Annotated in this window: 13 protein-coding genes and 1 pseudogene; 5 read left to right on the forward strand and 9 right to left on the reverse strand. The window is 70.7% G+C overall.

The genetic code is table 11. The annotated features are described in order from the left end of the window. Positions 1–27 precede the first annotated feature (27 nt). From VM306_RS03525 to VM306_RS03550, 6 genes are all read right to left on the reverse strand, one after another. Positions 28–1,602 (reverse strand): PQQ-binding-like beta-propeller repeat protein, encoded by a 1,575-nt coding sequence (locus tag VM306_RS03525; protein ID WP_325510788.1) that lies wholly within the window; start codon positions 1,600–1,602, stop codon positions 28–30. Then, positions 1,592–3,403 (reverse strand): NAD(P)/FAD-dependent oxidoreductase, encoded by a 1,812-nt coding sequence (locus VM306_RS03530; RefSeq protein WP_325510790.1) that lies wholly within the window; start codon positions 3,401–3,403, stop codon positions 1,592–1,594. The genes VM306_RS03525 and VM306_RS03530 overlap by 11 nt, the downstream gene beginning before the upstream one ends. Positions 3,404–3,544: 141 nt before the next feature. Beyond that, entirely contained in the window at positions 3,545–5,653 is a 2,109-nt protein-coding gene (locus tag VM306_RS03535; protein WP_325510792.1) for a putative bifunctional diguanylate cyclase/phosphodiesterase, read from the reverse strand. 217 nt (positions 5,654–5,870) lie between these two features. Beyond that, positions 5,871–6,911 carry a sporulation protein gene (locus VM306_RS03540; RefSeq protein ID WP_325510794.1) on the reverse strand — a complete coding sequence of 347 codons (1,041 nt, stop codon included), beginning with the start codon at positions 6,909–6,911 and terminating at the stop codon, positions 5,871–5,873. Positions 6,912–6,937: 26 nt separating this feature from the next. After that, positions 6,938–7,990, reverse strand: a complete 1,053-nt coding sequence (locus VM306_RS03545) for a hemolysin family protein (protein WP_325510796.1) — start codon at positions 7,988–7,990, stop codon at positions 6,938–6,940. Next, positions 7,987–9,285 (reverse strand): hemolysin family protein, encoded by a 1,299-nt coding sequence (locus tag VM306_RS03550; protein WP_325510798.1) that lies wholly within the window; start codon positions 9,283–9,285, stop codon positions 7,987–7,989. Before VM306_RS03550 ends, VM306_RS03545 begins: the two co-directional genes overlap by 4 nt. A 133-nt stretch (positions 9,286–9,418) precedes the next feature. On the opposite strand from VM306_RS03550, the gene VM306_RS03555 reads away from it, so the two are divergent. From VM306_RS03555 to VM306_RS03570, 4 genes are all read left to right on the forward strand, one after another. After that, positions 9,419–9,817: a MerR family transcriptional regulator gene (locus VM306_RS03555; protein ID WP_325510800.1), complete on the forward strand. Its 399-nt coding sequence runs from the start codon at positions 9,419–9,421 to the stop codon at positions 9,815–9,817. A 129-nt stretch (positions 9,818–9,946) separates the two neighbouring features. Further along, a complete protein-coding gene (locus VM306_RS03560; protein WP_325510802.1) occupies positions 9,947–10,276 on the forward strand; it encodes a hypothetical protein in 330 nt (109 codons plus the stop codon). Between the two features lie 49 nt (positions 10,277–10,325). Further along, complete coding sequence (locus tag VM306_RS03565; RefSeq protein ID WP_325510804.1) at positions 10,326–10,577, forward strand: hypothetical protein; 252 nt, start codon at positions 10,326–10,328, stop codon at positions 10,575–10,577. 71 nt (positions 10,578–10,648) lie between these two features. Continuing rightward, a complete protein-coding gene (locus VM306_RS03570) occupies positions 10,649–11,548 on the forward strand; it encodes an SMP-30/gluconolactonase/LRE family protein (RefSeq protein ID WP_325510806.1) in 900 nt (299 codons plus the stop codon). A gap of 169 nt (positions 11,549–11,717) precedes the next feature. Here the strand turns inward: VM306_RS03570 and VM306_RS03575 are convergent. The 3 genes and pseudogenes from VM306_RS03575 to VM306_RS03585 form a co-directional block, all read right to left on the reverse strand. Beyond that, positions 11,718–12,790, reverse strand: a pseudogene (locus VM306_RS03575) (IS701 family transposase). Between the two features lie 154 nt (positions 12,791–12,944). Further along, a complete protein-coding gene (locus tag VM306_RS03580; protein WP_325510808.1) occupies positions 12,945–14,423 on the reverse strand; it encodes a carboxylesterase/lipase family protein in 1,479 nt (492 codons plus the stop codon). Positions 14,424–14,471: 48 nt separating this feature from the next. Beyond that, a complete protein-coding gene (locus tag VM306_RS03585) occupies positions 14,472–15,074 on the reverse strand; it encodes a TetR/AcrR family transcriptional regulator (protein WP_325510810.1) in 603 nt (200 codons plus the stop codon). 53 nt (positions 15,075–15,127) lie between these two features. Between VM306_RS03585 and VM306_RS03590 the strand changes: the two genes are divergently transcribed. Next, positions 15,128–15,496, forward strand: a complete 369-nt coding sequence (locus tag VM306_RS03590; RefSeq protein WP_325510812.1) for a GatB/YqeY domain-containing protein — start codon at positions 15,128–15,130, stop codon at positions 15,494–15,496. The last annotated feature ends 55 nt before the right edge of the window (positions 15,497–15,551 follow it).

Below are 15,551 nucleotides of genomic sequence, written 5' to 3' on the forward strand. Positions count from 1 at the left end.
ATTTTGCGGCAGTGGACCTCGGCACGTCTAACGACGCAGGTGCAGCACGCTACCCTCACCGTTGGCCGAGACGTAGAGCGAGCCGTCCGGCCCCACCGCGACCCCGGCGAACGGCACGGGCACCGACGCGTGGCCCACCGGCTCCGGCTGCACGCGCGCCACACCGGGCGGCAGGCCGACCGCGAGCTCCTCGGCCTCGACCCGGCGGTCGCCGGTGACGAGGTCGATCGAGAGCAACCGGCGCGTGCCCGTCTCCACGACGAACAGCTCGTCGCCGCTCACCGCGATGCCCTGCGGCCGTTGGAGTTCCTCCACCACGGGCACCAGGGCGCCGTCGTCGACGCGGACGACCACCCCGCCCTCCTCGTCGCTGACGTAGCACCGGTCCTCCCTGTCGAGTGCGACGTCGACCGGGGCGCGCAGCCCTTCGGCGAGAACGACGAGACCGTCCTCGTCGTCGATGCCCACGACACGACCCGCGCCCGTCTCCGCCACCACGAGCAGGCCGTCGGAGCGCAGCGCCACACCGCCCGGACGGGCCAGCTTCTCCGCCCGTGTCCGGAACACGCGTTGCTCCGGTTCGTACGTGCGCACCGCGCCCGACTGCGACGTGATGTGCACACGGCCGTGGTCGTCGGTTGCGACGCCGTGGCTCGACGCGAGCAGCTCGCGGGTGTGCGCCTCACCGCCGTCGACGGTCGCCAGGCGGAAGTTGTCCCCCGCGTACACGGTGCCCGCACGGTCGACAGCTACGCCGTAGGGTCCGACGAACCCCTTCGGCACGATCACTCGCGCGCGGCCGTCGGGAGCGAGTTCCGCGATGCCGCCCGCCGCGAAGCTGGAGACGAACATCCGGTTCTCCGCGTCGAACGCGGCGTTGTCCATTCCGGACAGTTCGCCGGGCACGACGGTCCGCCGGCCGGAGTCGAGGTCGATGCGGGTGACGATCCCGGCCTCACCGCGCGACAACACGGTGAGCTGCCCGGACAGGTCGAAGCGCACCGCCACCGGCTGGTGGACGTCTCGCGCGACCAGTTCCGGCGCGCCGCCGTCCGGGGACACGCGGTGGACCTCGTTCGTGACCATGTGCGGGTAGTAGAGGTGACCGTCGGGACCGAGCTGCATGGCGTTGCCCAGCGCGAGGCCCTCCGCCAGCACCACCGGTTCCCCGCCGCCGGGGAACAGCTCGAGCACCCGGCCGCCCATGCGCATCTCGTTGACGAACACCCGGTCTCCGACGCAGGCGATGCCGTTGGGCTGCGCCACGTCGTCGGTGACGAGGGTGAACTCGCCGTCCGGGCCGCGCCGCCACACCCGTCCCGGCACGAGGTCCGTGATGTACATCGAGCCGTCGGCGCCGAAGGCCAGGTCGTCGGGCGACTGCACCGGACCGTCCATCTCCACCACGGTCTCGACCTCACCGGAGCCGAGGTCCACCGCACTGATCCGGCCCGCCACGAACTGCGCGACGTAGAGCCGCCCGTCGGGGCCGAACGCGACGCCGTTCGAGCCCCACAGCGAGCTCGGCGGGGTGAGCCGCTCGACGGATCCCCTCGCCGAGCGCAAGTTCTCGGTCTTCCCGTAACGGCCGTCAGCTCGCATCGCCGAGCACCTCCTCGATGCCCTCGCCCGCGCGCCATTCGCGCAGCAAGCGGTGGAAGGCGACGGGACCGGGCCCGTAGGTCTGCCGGGGACCGCGCGCCTTGCCCTCGTTGTTGTAGTAGCCCGGGGTGCACTCGGCGTCGTAGCGCCCGCGGTCAGGGGAGCCCGCGCGCACCGTCTCCACCCACGCGCGCTCGGCCGCCGCGGTCGGCTCCACGCACTTCACCCCACGCCGGCGGGCCTGCGCGACCACCTCGCCGATGTGGGTCGCCTGCTCGTCCAGCACGTGCGTGTAGTTCACCGAGGGCGCGTTCTGCAGCGATCCGAGGTGGAAGAGGTTCGGGAAACCGTTGCTGCAGAAGCCGTGCAGCGTCCGCACCCCACCCGCGGCCCACGACTGCAGCAACCCCTGGCCGTCCCTGCCCCGCACCGGCAGGCGGCCGGTCATGACGTCGGACATCCCGACCGCGAAGCCGGTGGCGAAGATGACGCAGTCGACCTCGTACTCGACGCCGCCGACGACGATCGCGTTCTCGGTGATCCGCTCGACGCCGCCGTGGTCCGCGGTGTCGACCACGGTCACGTTCGGGCGGTTGAACGTCTGGAGGTACTCGTCGCTGAAGGTCGGGCGCTTGCAGCCGTAGCGGTACCAGGGCTTGAGCAGCTCGGCCGTGGCCGGGTCCTCGACGACGGCGTCCACGCGGGCGCGCAGCTCGTTCATCTTCACGAAGTCGAGGTGCTCTTCGACCCGTTCCCACTCCTCCGGGTCCAGGTGCGCGCTGGCGTCCGTCGGGACGATCTTGCCGAGCAGCCGGCCGCTCGCCGTCCAGGCGTCGTCCACCAGGTCCACCTCGGCCTCGTGACCGGTCACGACGGCCTGGAAGTTCTCCCTGCGCCGGGTCTGCCAGCCGGGTTCGAGGGAGGCCTCCCACTCCGGGTCGGTGGGACGGTTGCCCCGCACGTCCACCGACGACGGCGTGCGCTGGAAGACGTACAGGTGCCCGGCGTCGCGCCCCAGGTGCGGCACCACCTGGATGGCCGTCGCCCCCGTGCCGATCACCGCGACGCGCTTGTCCGCGAGCCCGGTGAGACCACCGTTCGCGTCCCCGCCCGTGTAGCCGTAGTCCCAGCGGCTCGTGTGGAACGTGTGGCCGGCGAAGTCCTCGATGCCGGGAACGCGCGGCAGCTTGGGGTGGTCGAGCGTGCCGTTCGACACCACCACGTAGGTCGCGCGGACCTCGTCGTCGCGGTCGGTGCGCACGAGCCACTCGCCGTCGTCCCACCGCAGTTCCCGCACACCGGTCTGGAAGAACGCGTCCGCGTACAGGTCGAACGTCCTGCCGATGGCCATCGCGTGCTGCCGGATCTCCTCGCCCGGCGAGTACTTCCACCGCGGGACGTACCCGACCTCCTCCAGCAACGGCAGGTAGACGTAGGACTCGATGTCGCAGTGGATGCCCGGATACCGGTTCCAGTACCAGGTGCCGCCGAAGTCCCCCGCCTTCTCGACGACCCGGATGCGCTCCAGTCCCGCCTGCCGCAGCCGCGCGGCCGCCAGCAGCCCGCCGAACCCGCCGCCGATGACCACCGCGTCCACCCGGTCGCGGACCGGCTCCCTGGTGAAGCCGGGCTCCGCGTACGGGTCCTCCGCGTAGTAGCCGAACTCCGCCTCCGCGCGCCGGTACTGCTCGCTGCCGTCCGGCCGCACCCGCCGGTCCCGTTCCCGCCGGTAGCGCTCACGCAAGGCCTCGGGGTCGAACCCCAGCTCGTCAGGGGTCCCCGAAGGTCCGAGTGCCGACATGCCCGCCCTCTCTCCGCGGCGTCTTCGCATCGGCTCGACGCCAGAGTTTAAATCAATTGACTGACTTAAACGTACACGGAGTGATGGGACGCCTGCCGTGCGCATCCACTTGCCGGCGTGCGCTCGAAGATCGGGACGCGGTCAGCTGCCGGAAGACGCGGCCGGTTGGGTGTTCCAGCTGTCGGCGTCGGCCGGCTTGCCGAACAGGTAGCCCTGCGCGTACGCGCACCCGGCGTCGCGCAACCAGTCCGCCTGCTCCGGCGTCTCGATGCCCTCGGCGACCGTCCGCGCGCCGAGGACGTCGGCGAGGGCGATGATGCACCGGATCACGCCCTCGGTGCGGTCGTTCTCGCCGAGGGCGCCGGTGAACGTCCTGTCGATCTTCACGACGTCGAACGGGTAGCGCTGCAGGTAGCTCAGCGAGGAGTAGCCGGTGCCGAAGTCGTCCAGCGCCACGCGGACGCCCGAGTCCCGCACGGCCACCAGGCTCCGCATCGCCGGTTCGTCGGCCCACACGCTCTCGGTCACCTCGATGGTCAGCCGGCCCGGTTCCAGCCCTGTCGCGGCGACCACCCGTTCCAGCCGCGGCAGGAAGCCGGGAGTCGACAGCTCGCGCGTGGAGACGTTCACCGTCACCCCCAGCGACCGCCCTTCCGCGTGCCAGCGCACGGCCTGGCGGCACGCCGTGTCGAGCACCTTCTCGCCGAGCGGCACGATGAGGCCGGTCTCCTCGGCCAGGCCGATGAACGCGTCGGGTCCCAGCAGTCCCCGGCCGGGACGCTGCCAGCGGACCAGCGCCTCGGCACTGGTCACCGTGCCCGTCGCGAGGTCGACGATCGGCTGGTAGTGGACGACCAGCTGGCCGTCCTCCACCGCGGTGCGCAGGTCGGTCCTGTCCTGTTGCCGGGCGAGCGCCTGCTCCCCCATCTCCCGGCGGAACAGGCGGAAGCGGTTCCCGCCCTCCCTCTTCGCGACGTACATCGCGGTGTCGGCGTCGCGGAGCAGCTCGGTCGCGCCCGCGCCGGCCTCCGACACCGCGGCGCCGATGCTCGTCCCGAACGGCTCCGGGTCGTCGTTCAGCCTCGTCAGCACGGACTTCGCCAGCCGCACGGTGTCCCGGACGCCGAAACCGGGCGCGAGCACGGCGAACTCGTCACCGCCGAGCCGCCCCGCGACAGCCCCGGCCGGCAGGGCGGAGGTCACACGGGCCGCCACGGCCCTGAGGTACCGGTCGCCCGCCTCGTGACCGTCGGCGTCGTTGACGTCCTTGAACCTGTCCAGGTCGACGATCAGGAGCCCGACGGGCCCGAGTGCCAGCGCCTCCCGCACGAGGTGCAGGAAGTGCGCACGGCTGGCCAGCCCGGTCAGCTCGTCGCGCTCGGCCCTGTCGCGCAGCGCGTCCTCCCACAGCCGGCGCCTGCTCACGTCCACGGCGGCGACCACCGTGTGGTCAGGACCTGCCGGCTGCTCGACCGGGCTGGTGTGCACTTCGAGCACGAGGCCGTCGTGCGGCTCCACCTCGACCGCGCCGTCCGCAGACGCGCATCCGTCGCGGCACCGGGTGATGTCGGCGCCGTGCGGGCAGGGGACCGTGGTCGCCTCGGCGGTGTCGTCCCAGCCGAACATCTCCCGTGCACGGAGGTTGTGCAGCCGAGGCGTCCCCCGCTCGTCGAGGAGGGCCAACCCGACCGGGGTCGCCTGCAGCAGCGCCCCCACGGTCCGGCGGGCGGCTTGCTGCGACCTGACCGCGCGCACGGTCTCGTGCAGGGCGAACGTCCCGATCACCAGTCCCAGCAGGGGCATGACGGCGGCCACCACCACGTCCGGGTCCGCCCGCTCCAGCCGGGACAACGACACGCACAGCCCTGCCACGTACCCGGCCAGGGCCACGAGCGACTTCACCGGGTACCGCCACGGACCGCCGTGCAACGCGCGTCGGGTCGTCGTGCCGAACAGGAACGCGAGCACCGGCTGCACACCGGGCAGCACCACCGCGGCACCCGCCGTGACGACCCCCTCGGCCACCGCGACCGCCCAGCCGTCGTGACGAGGCCACACCCACCACGAGCCCAGCAGCAGCACGACCGCCCCGGCGAGGGGGAAGCGGACGACCCCGTCACCGGCGAACAGGAGGTTCCCGGCCAGCGCGGCACCGCCCAGCCAGGCGAACACGGTGGTGAGCAGCCGCACCGCGCGCAGGGGATCCCGGGGCGCGCGGCTCACCGACTCGTCCACCAGCCCCGTCTCCACGGCACTGGAACGGTGCGACCGTGACACTCCTGATGCCCCCAGGGGTCCGAGGTGAGTCGGCTGTCCAGCTCAACGGACAATGCAGCATCTGCGGAAAAAGGTCACCGTGCAACCGCCGTTCGGGTGCCGGAACCGAGGGGCGTCGCGCAGACCAGTCCTCTGTGGACGACTGGCCGCGCGCCGTTCCGGCTCCGGCACCCTGCCGGAACCCGTCAGATCACTCCTCGCCGAAGGCGAAGTCGCCGCCGTCGTCCTCGAAGACCTCTTCCACGACCTCTCCCAGGACCATGCCGCCCACCACACCGGCGGCACCCGCTGCGACCACGCCACCGATGCCGGGGCCGCTGCGATGGCCGTGGTGCCCGTGCTGGCCGTAGCCGTGATGGCCGCCGTAACCGGCCTGGTGGCCGTAGCCGGGCTGGTGGCCGTAGCCGGGCTGACCGCCGAACGCCGGGTTGTGGCCACCGCCGAACGCCGGGTTGGCGTGGCCGCGCTGGGCGACCTGGGCGAGCCAGCCGTTGATCGCCGAGGCCCAGTCGGTGCCTTGCGCCTCCTGGTGCGACGCCCGGAAGTGACCGAACGCGTCACCGCCCGAGGAGAACACGCCACCGCGCTTGTCTGCTTCCAGAATCACGTACAGCTCGTGCGGGTTGGCCACGAAGGTCAGCTCGACCTGGCTGACCGCGCCCGCGAACTGGCCGGGCGGGAAGAACTCGATCTCCTGGTAGAAGCCGAGCTCCTGCGGCACGCCGTGCAGGCGACCGGCTTCGACGTCCGCGCTGCGGAACGAGAAGCCGAGCTGCCCGAAGGCGTTCAGCACCGCGTCCTGCGAGGGCAGCGGGTGCACCAGGATCGGGTCGAGGTCGCCCTTGTCGGGGGCGCCCGCGATCACCAGCTCCGTGCGCACGCCGACGGTCATGCCGGGCAGCTGACCGCCGCCGACCGCCGTGATCGGGGTCTCCCAGGGGATCGGCAGCTGGAACGGGATCGCGACGAGCTGACCCGCCGGGACGCGCACGCCCTGCTGCACGACCGTGCGGAAGAACTCCGAGACGCCGCCGTACTCGTGGTCGCCGTGCTCCACCTCGACGCGCGTGACGAGCGACAGCACGACCTGGCCGATCTCGGCGTCCGCGCTGCCGCCCTGGATGCGCACCTGCCCGGTGACCAGCTGGCCGGGCGCGGCGTGTGGCGAGTCCAGCACGGTGTCGACGGACGGGCCGCCGACGCCGAACGCGCTGAGCATCCGCTTGAACAAGTCTCCTCCTGCGGGGACTGGGTGGGTCAGTTCTGCCGCACCGCAACGCGCGGTGCGTCGGTCTCGTCGTCGAAGTCGCCGATGAGCTCTTCGAGCAGGTCCTCCAGCGCCGCGATGCCGACGACGCGGTCGTCGCCGGACACGAGCGCGAGCTGCGCCCGGTCCGCCTTCATCGCGGTGACGGCGGCGGCGACGGGCATCGAGGCGGGCAACGTCAGCACCGGCGCCATGAGCTCCCGCGCCACGGGGTCGCCGCCCGCCGCGGTGGCGCGCATCGCCTCCCGGATGTGCACCAGGCCCACGAACTCACCGCGCAGGTTCCTCACCGGGAACCGCGACCGTCCACACTGGAGGCTGCGGCGCTCGATCGCGCGTGCCGCCGTGTGCTCGGTGACCGTCGAGGTGTCCTCGATCGGCACCATGACCTCGCGCAGCGTGGTCTTCTGCACCTGGAGCATCCGGGTCAGCAACCGTTGCTGCGCCTCGGGGATGAGCCCGTGCTCGCCGGACTGGCGCACGAGCATGCGCAGGTCGTCCGGCCGGTGCGCCTGCGCCAGCTCGTCCTGCGGCTCGACCTTCAGCAGGCGCAGCAGGGCGTTCGTCGTCGAGTTCAGTCCACTGAGGATCCAGCGGACCGAGTGCGCGAACGCGCGGAACGGCAGCGCCAGCATCAGCGCGGACCTCTCCGGGTGCGAGATCGCCCACGACTTCGGGGCCATCTCGCCGACGACCATGTGCAGGAACACCACCAGCACCAGGCTGATCGTGAACGCGATGCCGTACGCGACACCGTCCGGCAGGCCCACTCCGGTCAGCAGCGGGTCGAGCAGATCGGCGACGGCGGGCTTGGCCAGTGCGCCGAGTCCGAGCGTGCACAGCGTGATGCCCAGCTGGGCGCCCGCGAGCATCAACGACAGCTCGCGCACACCGGCGACCGCGGCCCGCGCCGCACGTGAGGTCTCGGCCTCCTGCTCCAGGCGGTGCCGCTTGGCCGCGATCAGCGCGAACTCGGCCGCGACGAAGAAGGCGTTGAGCGCCAGCAGGACCACGGAGATCCCGAGAGACGTTCCGGTGCTCATCGAGCCTCCTCCCGGACCCGTGACGTCACGACAACGGTCTCGGGCACGTTGCGGGCCACAGCGGTGACCAGCACCGTCACGTCGTCCAGTTCGATCTCGTCGCCCACCTCGGCGGTGCGGCCGAGCCGGTGCAGCACCAGGCCGGACACGGTGTCGTAGGCGTCTTCCGCCGGCAGCGCGACGCCGGTCATGTCCTCGACCTCGTCCAGCCGCATGCGTCCGGGTACCTGCCACCTGGCGTCGTCGAGACGTTCGATCACTTCCTCGACAAGGTCGTCCTCGTCGTGGATCTCGCCGACGAGCTCCTCCGCCAGGTCCTCCAGCGAGACGATCCCGGCGAACCCGCCGAACTCGTCCAGCACGCACGCCAGCTGGCGCCGCTCCGAGCGCAACCGTTCCAGCACAGCGGGAAGCGGCAACGTCGAGGGCACCACCAGCGCGGTCGAGGCGATCTGACCGATCGGCGTCACGGGGCGCTGTTCCGGTGTGAGGGTCAGCACCTCGGCCAGTCCCACGACGCCCTGGAGGTCGTCGAGGTCCCTGCCCACCACGGGGAAGCGGGAGTGCCCGGTGTCGAGCAGCTCCACCACACGGGATGCGGGCTCGTCGACCCGGACGGAGTGCACGTTCACGCGCGGCGTCATGGCCTGTTCGGCGACCAGCGCGCGGAAGTCCAGGCCGTGGTCGAGCAACCGGGCGAGCTCCGGGTCGAGGTGACCCCGCTCCCCCGCGTCGCCCACGATCTGCTTGAGGTCCTCGGTCGTCGCGCCCTGCGGCAGCTCTTCCACGGGCTCGATGCCGACGGCGCGCAACAGCCTGTTGGCGGTGGCGTCGAACATGCGGATCACCGGCCCGGCGATCTTGAGGTAGACCAGCGTCGACGAGGAGAGCCACTTCGCGAGTGCCTCGGGCCTCGCTATCGCGAGGTTCTTCGGCAGCAGTTCACCCAGCACCATCTGCACGACGGTCGCGAACGTCAGCGCCACGGCCATCGCCAGCGGCACGCCGAACGACTCGGGCAACCCGAGCAGGTTCGCGAGGCCGGTTCCGAGCAGCGGCTCGGCCACGTACCCGACCAGCAACGCCGTGACGGTGATGCCGAACTGGGCGCCGGAGAGCATGAAGGACAGCTTCCGCGTCACCAGCAGCGCGCGTTCGGCGGCCTTGTCGCCCGCCTCGGCCATCTGCCGCAGCCGGCCGCGGTCGACCGCCATGTAGGCGAACTCCTGGGCCACGAAGTAGCCGGTGGCGGCGGTCAGCGCCACGATCGCCAGCAGACCGGAAAAGATCAACATGCCGCACTCGCGGCGGTGAAAACGTTCAGCCGGGCTCGCCCCGGCGTACTACTGCAGCCGTCTACGTCGGCTTCATCAGGCATGATTCCAACAGTAGCACGTAGCACTGTATGGTTTCCGGTAGGAGGTGCACGTGAGCGAAGCGTTGCTCAAGATCGGCGAACTGGCCGCGCGAGCCGGCGTCAGCATCCGCACCGTCGACTACTACACGACGCTGGGACTGATCAGCCCCGCGCAGCGGACCGCCTCGAACTACCGCCTGTACTCCCCCGCCGACGTCGACAGGATCCACCTCGTTCAACGCCTGGAAGTCCACGGTGTTCCCCTGGACGAGATCTCCACGGCGCTGACGGCCCGGCAGGCCGACGTCACGGCGATCCTCGACCGCATCGACGTCGACCTGCAGACCCTGCAGACGGCGGCGGACGGCGCGGCGCCCGAGATGCAGGGCCTTCTCGCGGTCATCGCCACGAGGGTGCACTCGCTGATCACGATCGCCCTGCAGATCCCCCCGGACACGCTGCTGCCCTGACGGCGGTCGCGTGGCCGCTGCGGCGCCGATATCCACAGTGGACCCGACCCGATTCACGCGAAAGACGGACCGTGCGCCGCACGCGTCCAACCGAACACATGTGCGAATCCACTGATAGATTCCCGTCCTATGGATCGGCAGCTACTCGAACCGTCCCGAATGGACGGCACCCTCACCTCCAGGTACGACTCGGCAGGACGGCCGGTGGCCCTCCTGCCGGCGAGGTGCAAGCTCGGGCGGCACACGCTCGGTCATGCCGAGTTCCGCGCGGTCGTGCACGGCGGTGAGGCCCACATCAGCTGTCTGGCCTGCGCCACCGACAGCGCCGACCACTCCTGGCGACTGGCCGCGACGGCGCCGGTGCCGGATCGCGCCGAGCTGTCCGAGGAGCGCTACTTCGAGCTCGTCCGGCACCGCGCGCAGCGGGCTTCGGCTGCGGCAGGTGGTCATGGCGCTTAACAGTCCATTCACGACATGGGAGGGCGACGACGTCCACGGGCGGAGACCGGTGCTCACGCGAGTCGGCGTTCGACTGGACCGCCTGTTCGCCCGTCCTCCCCACGCCCCCAGGCGCGTCATCGAGACCGGGCTCGACCTGACCGGTGAGGTGGAGGGGCGGCTGCACGGGCGTTTCCCGAGCGTCGATGGCGACTGGCTCGGGGTCGTCAACTACGAGATCGGCTACGCCGACGGGCGTCCTCGGAAGGTGTGGCTGGCCGACCAGCTGGTCCCGTTCCACGTGCTGCGGCCGCGCGAGTAGGCGGGCTTCCCGGAGCGGGCAGCGGTGATCGATGATTGCGGCACGGTGCTGGTCGGCGAACGGGGGCAGTGGTGGACAAGGTCAAAGCGGAGTTCGTCGTGCTGGACGACCGGTTCGCGCACGTCAACGGGGACGAGTGGATCCAGCGGCTGCACACCGGCTGCCGCTGGACCGAGGGTCCCGCCTACTTCCCCGCCGGCCGGTACCTGGTGTTCAGCGACATCCCGAACGACCGCGTGCTGCGCTGGGACGAGCTCACCGGCGTCGTCGGCGTCTTCCGCGAGCCAGCGGGGTTCCACAACGGGCACACGGTCGACCGCCAGGGCCGGCTCGTCAGCTGCGAGCAGGGCAACCGGCGCGTGACCCGCACCGAGCACGACGGCTCGACCACCGTGCTCGCCGGGACGTACCGGGGCAAGAGGTTCAACAGCCCCAACGACGTCGTCGTGTCGTCCGACGGCGCGATCTGGTTCACCGACCCCGGTTACGGCATCGACAGCGACTACGAGGGCCACCAGGCCGAGAGCGAGATCGGCGCGTGCCACGTCTACCGCGCCGACCCGGTCGACGGCTCGGTGACGATCGTGGCGGACGACTTCTCCCGCCCGAACGGGCTCGCGTTCTCCCTGGACGAGTCGCTGCTCTACATCGTCGACACGCGCCAGGACCCCAGCCACATCAGGGTCTTCCGGGTCGAGGACGGACGTGCGCTGTCCGGCGGTGGGGTGTTCGTGACCAGCGACGCCGGAGGGTTCGACGGCATCCGCGTCGACGCGGCCGGGCGGCTCTGGGCGGCGGCGCACGACGGGCTGCACTGCTTCGCGCCGGACGGCACGCGGATCGGCCGGCTGAAGATCCCCGAGGTGTGCTCGAACCTGACCTTCGGCGGGCCGCGGCGCAACGACCTGTTCATCACCGCGTCGAGCTCGGTCTACACGCTGCGCGTGAACTTCTCGGCGCCGCGGTTCTAGTGCTACAGCCGCGGGCCGTGATTTTTGAGTCGTCGCTGGTAGTGGCATTGTCGGGCTCGGTGTTGGTGGCGTCGTCGCCAGAGTGACCAGGCCTCGGCGTGGGAGGGCGGGTGCGGGGTGTAGGTCAGGGCGGCGTGCAGGCGCCTGATCTCGTTGACGCTCAACGGGATCAGGCCGTCATCGCGGTCTGCAGAGCCCCCTTTTCCGTCTTCGCGGTGACCGCGAGGAAGGCGTGGGCGAGCATCGCGAGGGTGATATGCCGGTACCAGGCGCCGTACTTGCGGACCTGGTAGTGGTCCAGGCCGACCTCGTTCTTGGCCGCCTGGAAGCACTCCTCGACTGCCCATCGGCTCCCGGCAACCCGGACCAGCACGTCCAGCGGGACCGGATTCGTTGTGTGGCAGAGGAAGTAGGCCAGCTCGCGGATGCCCTTGGGGTTGAGGGTGAGCGAGCGGCGGATCAGCAGACTGTGGTGTTCACCGGCGTCGACCAGTGCCCAGTCATACAGCCGTGGCCCCTTGGCGCCGTCACCGCACGAACGGCGCTGCCAGGCTGATTTCGGCACGAGCCTGACCAGTGTGTCGGCCCGTCGTTTCCCCGCCGCGGTGGGGAGTTCCTGCTTGCACGGGATCGCCACGACGTAGGCGATGCCCCGTTGTTCCAACCACGACCGCAGGCCGGGGTTCTGGCCGTAGGCCTCGTCGGCGGTGAACCAGGAGAACGGCACCCCGCCGTCGACGGCCCGTTCAAGCATCAGCCGCGCCAGTTCCGGTTTGGTCGCGAACTCGACCTCGTCGTCGATCTCGGCCTCCCGGCAGCGGTCCCGGTCAGCGCACCAGCTGAACTGGGGTTAGGTAGAGCTCGCGGTCGATCAGCGCACGGCCGTGCGCAGAGGCATAGACCAGGAACACCCCGAGCTGGCAGTTCTCGATCCGCCCGGCGGTGCCGGAGTACTGCCGTTGCACCCCAGCGGACTTGACTCCCTTCTTCAAGAACCCGGTCTCGTCGGCGACCAGCACCGCCTGCTCATGCCCGAGATGGTCTGCCACATACCCGCGCAGGTCGTCGCGAACCTTGTCCGCGTCCCACGCCGCATGGTTGAGCAGGCGCTGCATGCCGTCCGGGGTGGCGTCGCCCGCCTGCTCGGCCAGGGTCCAGCCGTTCTTGCGTTCGGTCCGCGACAACAGGCCCAGTAGGTAGGCCCTGGACCTGCACGAACCGGCCCGCGAACCGGGCGAACAGGTCGTCGAACCCGGCCCGCCGCGCGTCCAGATCTAAGATCCGCAACGCGGCCACCGTTTCGCTTCGAGTCCCAACACACCTCGAAGTTGATCACGGTGGCCGTCTTACATCCCCGCCAGGTCATCGACCAAGATCACGGCCTGCGGCTGTAGTACTAGGGCTTCCCCGCCCAGAAATCGAGGTGGTGTCCCGAGACGTAGTCAGTGCCACTGACCCCTTTGGGGGTTAGGGATCGGACGTATCCACTGTCCACACTGGACCATCCCGGGTCGCCGTTCGCGGCGAAGGCGGCCCAGTACCGGGTCATCCGGTCGGCGAGTTCGCGTTGGGGCGCCGGGAGTTCTGGCCCGCCCTCGAAGTCGAACTGATAGACCAGTGCGCTGGAATGCTGGGCGCCGGACGGAAATCCCGGAAACAGCGGCGGCGCGTCCTCGTCGGCGAACTCGTAGAACCACGTCCCGGTGTGTGCCGCCAAGGCCTGGCCGAGTTCCCACGCCGGCCGCGCCCAGGCCCGGTCCGTGGAGATCCGCGCCCAGGCGAAGCTCGGTGTTCCGTAGTCTTCCAGCGGGTAGCGGGCGGCGACTTCGTCCGCGGCGTCGCCGAACGCCTCGGCCAGCAGCCGCGGATAGCTGTCGGCCGTGACCGGATTGCCGACGAGGTCGGCGAAGAGCCCGACGAAGAAACGGGCCTCGTCCAAGGTGGTCCCCAGCATCAGGGGCACCTGGTGGAAACGTCCGGCGGGCAGCGCGTCCGCGGGCGACTCGGGAAGGACCGCGCCTCCGAAAGCGGGGCGGATGAACGCGCCCGAGACTTCGAGCAGGTCTTTCACCGGCACCTGCCGCAGTTGCGCGAGCGGGTCGCCGTCGCCGGTGACCCAGCCTCGCTCGGCGGCGACGGCGACACCGATCGCCTCGAGCTCATTCTCGGCGGCCCACCTCGGCGGGAGTTCCGGGAGGCCGGGGATGAAGGTGTGCGCGGGTGTCGTGCCCAGCACCGAGAACGCGCTCTGCAGGATCGCGTGCCGGAACAGCCCGGCCGAGCCGGGAGCGGCCAGATGCGCCGCGATCTGAAGTGCGCCGTAGGACTCCCCCATCAGCGTCACGTTGTCCGGGTCGCCGCCGAAGTGCGCGATCTCCCGACGGACCCAGCGCAGGACGGCTTGCTGGTCCTGGATGCCGAAGGTGCCGCCGTCGGCGAGGCCCGGGTAGCCGAAGCAGCTCATGATGCCCAGCCGGAAGTTCGGCGCCACCACGACGAGGTCACCGGTGACGGCGAGGCGGCGGGCGCCGTAGACCGCGGCGCTTCCGTTGGTCCCGCCGCCACCGTGCAGCCAGATCAGCACAGGACGACCTTCGCCCGGCGCGTCGGGCGCGGTGACGTCCAGCGTCAGGCAGTCCTCGTCGAGCGAGGTCACCTCACCGAAGGACTGGGCCAGTTGCGGCGCGGGATTCCCCGGCTCGAGCGCGTCCCGGACCCCGGCCCACGGCTCGACCGGTGCCGGTGGCCGCCAGCGCAGGTCGCCGACCGGCGGTGCGGCGTACGGGATTCCCCGGAACGAGAGGTGGCCGTCGAGCCGGCGGCCGCGGACGGTGCCGCTACCTAGTCGCACGACCGGACTTTGCAATATGGACATATTGCAAAGATAACCCTACGACCCCTGTCGCTGTCGTGCGGAGTGCCTTCAGCGGGTGAAGACGGCGGCGATGGAGCGGCGCAGGACGTCACGCGCCGGGAACGCGTCGGCGCCGGAGAACGCGACCTGATCGGCCAGACCCTGCACGGTCGCGAGGATCATCCGGGCGGCGAGCACCGCGTCGGCGCCGGATTCGACCTCGCCGGCTTCCTTGCCCTTCTCGACCACCGCGGTGACGTGACCGAGAAGGTCACGCCCCGCCCGGCGGGCGACGTCGGCGAGGCCGGTGTTGTGCGCCGCCTGCACCTGAAGCCCCTGCCGGACGCGGTATTCGACCTCCCGCTCCGCATCCAGCGGGAGCAGCTCGGCCAAGGTGTCGAGCAGCACGTCCGCGATCGAAAGACCAGCGGCCTCGCCGTTGCGGACCCGCAGCCGGACCCGCTCGCCCAGCTGACTGACGGCGTCGTCGTAGGCGAACCGGAGCAGCACGTCCTTGCCTGCGAAGTAGTGCTGGATGAGTCCGACGGAGATCCCGGCCTCGGCCGCCACCCTCGAGAACGAGACGCCGGCGAAGCCGTCCGCGGCGAGTAGCCGCTGAAACGCACGGGCGATCTGGGCGCGACGCTGATCATGATCGACTAGCCTGGGCACGAACTTACAGTACAGTCATATTGCCATCATCCCCGAGACAGGGACCCCGCCCCATGCGTGCCAGCCTGCGTGACGACCTGAAGACCGCCCTCAAGACCAAGGACCGCGTCGCCATCGCGGCGCTTCGCTCCGCCTTGGCGGCGATCGACAACGCCGAAGCCGTACCCTGCGACTCGGCGAGCCAGGCCCCGGTGACCGCCACGAACGAGCACGTCGCGGGGACGGCGGCAGGTCCGGGCGCGGCCGAGGTCGAGCGCCGTCACCTCACCGACGACGACCAGCGGGACATCGTGGCGCACGAAGTCCGGGGACGCACCATTTCCGCGGACGAATACGACCGGCTCGGCCGCGGCGACACCGCGGAACGCCTGCGCGCAGAGGCCGCCGTCCTGCAACGCGCCCTCGACCAAGACCGCAAGTAGTCCGCTCAAGGCGGTCTCGATCGAATCGCCGGGTCGCATGTATTCGAGCGCGTCC

Source organism: Lentzea sp., from assembly GCF_035525475.1.
Taxonomy (GTDB): Bacteria; Actinomycetota; Actinomycetes; order Mycobacteriales; family Pseudonocardiaceae; genus Lentzea.

Excerpts from the sequence above, each read along its gene's own strand:
- VM306_RS03525 (WP_325510788.1), bottom strand. The coding sequence starts at position 1,602 with ATGCGAGCTGACGGCCGTTACGGGAAGACCGAGAACTTGCGCTCGGCG.
- VM306_RS03530 (WP_325510790.1), bottom strand. The coding sequence starts at position 3,403 with ATGTCGGCACTCGGACCTTCGGGGACCCCTGACGAGCTGGGGTTCGAC.
- VM306_RS03545 (WP_325510796.1), bottom strand. The coding sequence starts at position 7,990 with ATGAGCACCGGAACGTCTCTCGGGATCTCCGTGGTCCTGCTGGCGCTC.
- VM306_RS03550 (WP_325510798.1), bottom strand. The coding sequence starts at position 9,285 with ATGTTGATCTTTTCCGGTCTGCTGGCGATCGTGGCGCTGACCGCCGCC.
- VM306_RS03560 (WP_325510802.1), top strand. The coding sequence starts at position 9,947 with ATGGATCGGCAGCTACTCGAACCGTCCCGAATGGACGGCACCCTCACC.
- VM306_RS03580 (WP_325510808.1), bottom strand. The coding sequence starts at position 14,423 with ATGTCCATATTGCAAAGTCCGGTCGTGCGACTAGGTAGCGGCACCGTC.
- VM306_RS03590 (WP_325510812.1), top strand. The coding sequence starts at position 15,128 with ATGCGTGCCAGCCTGCGTGACGACCTGAAGACCGCCCTCAAGACCAAG.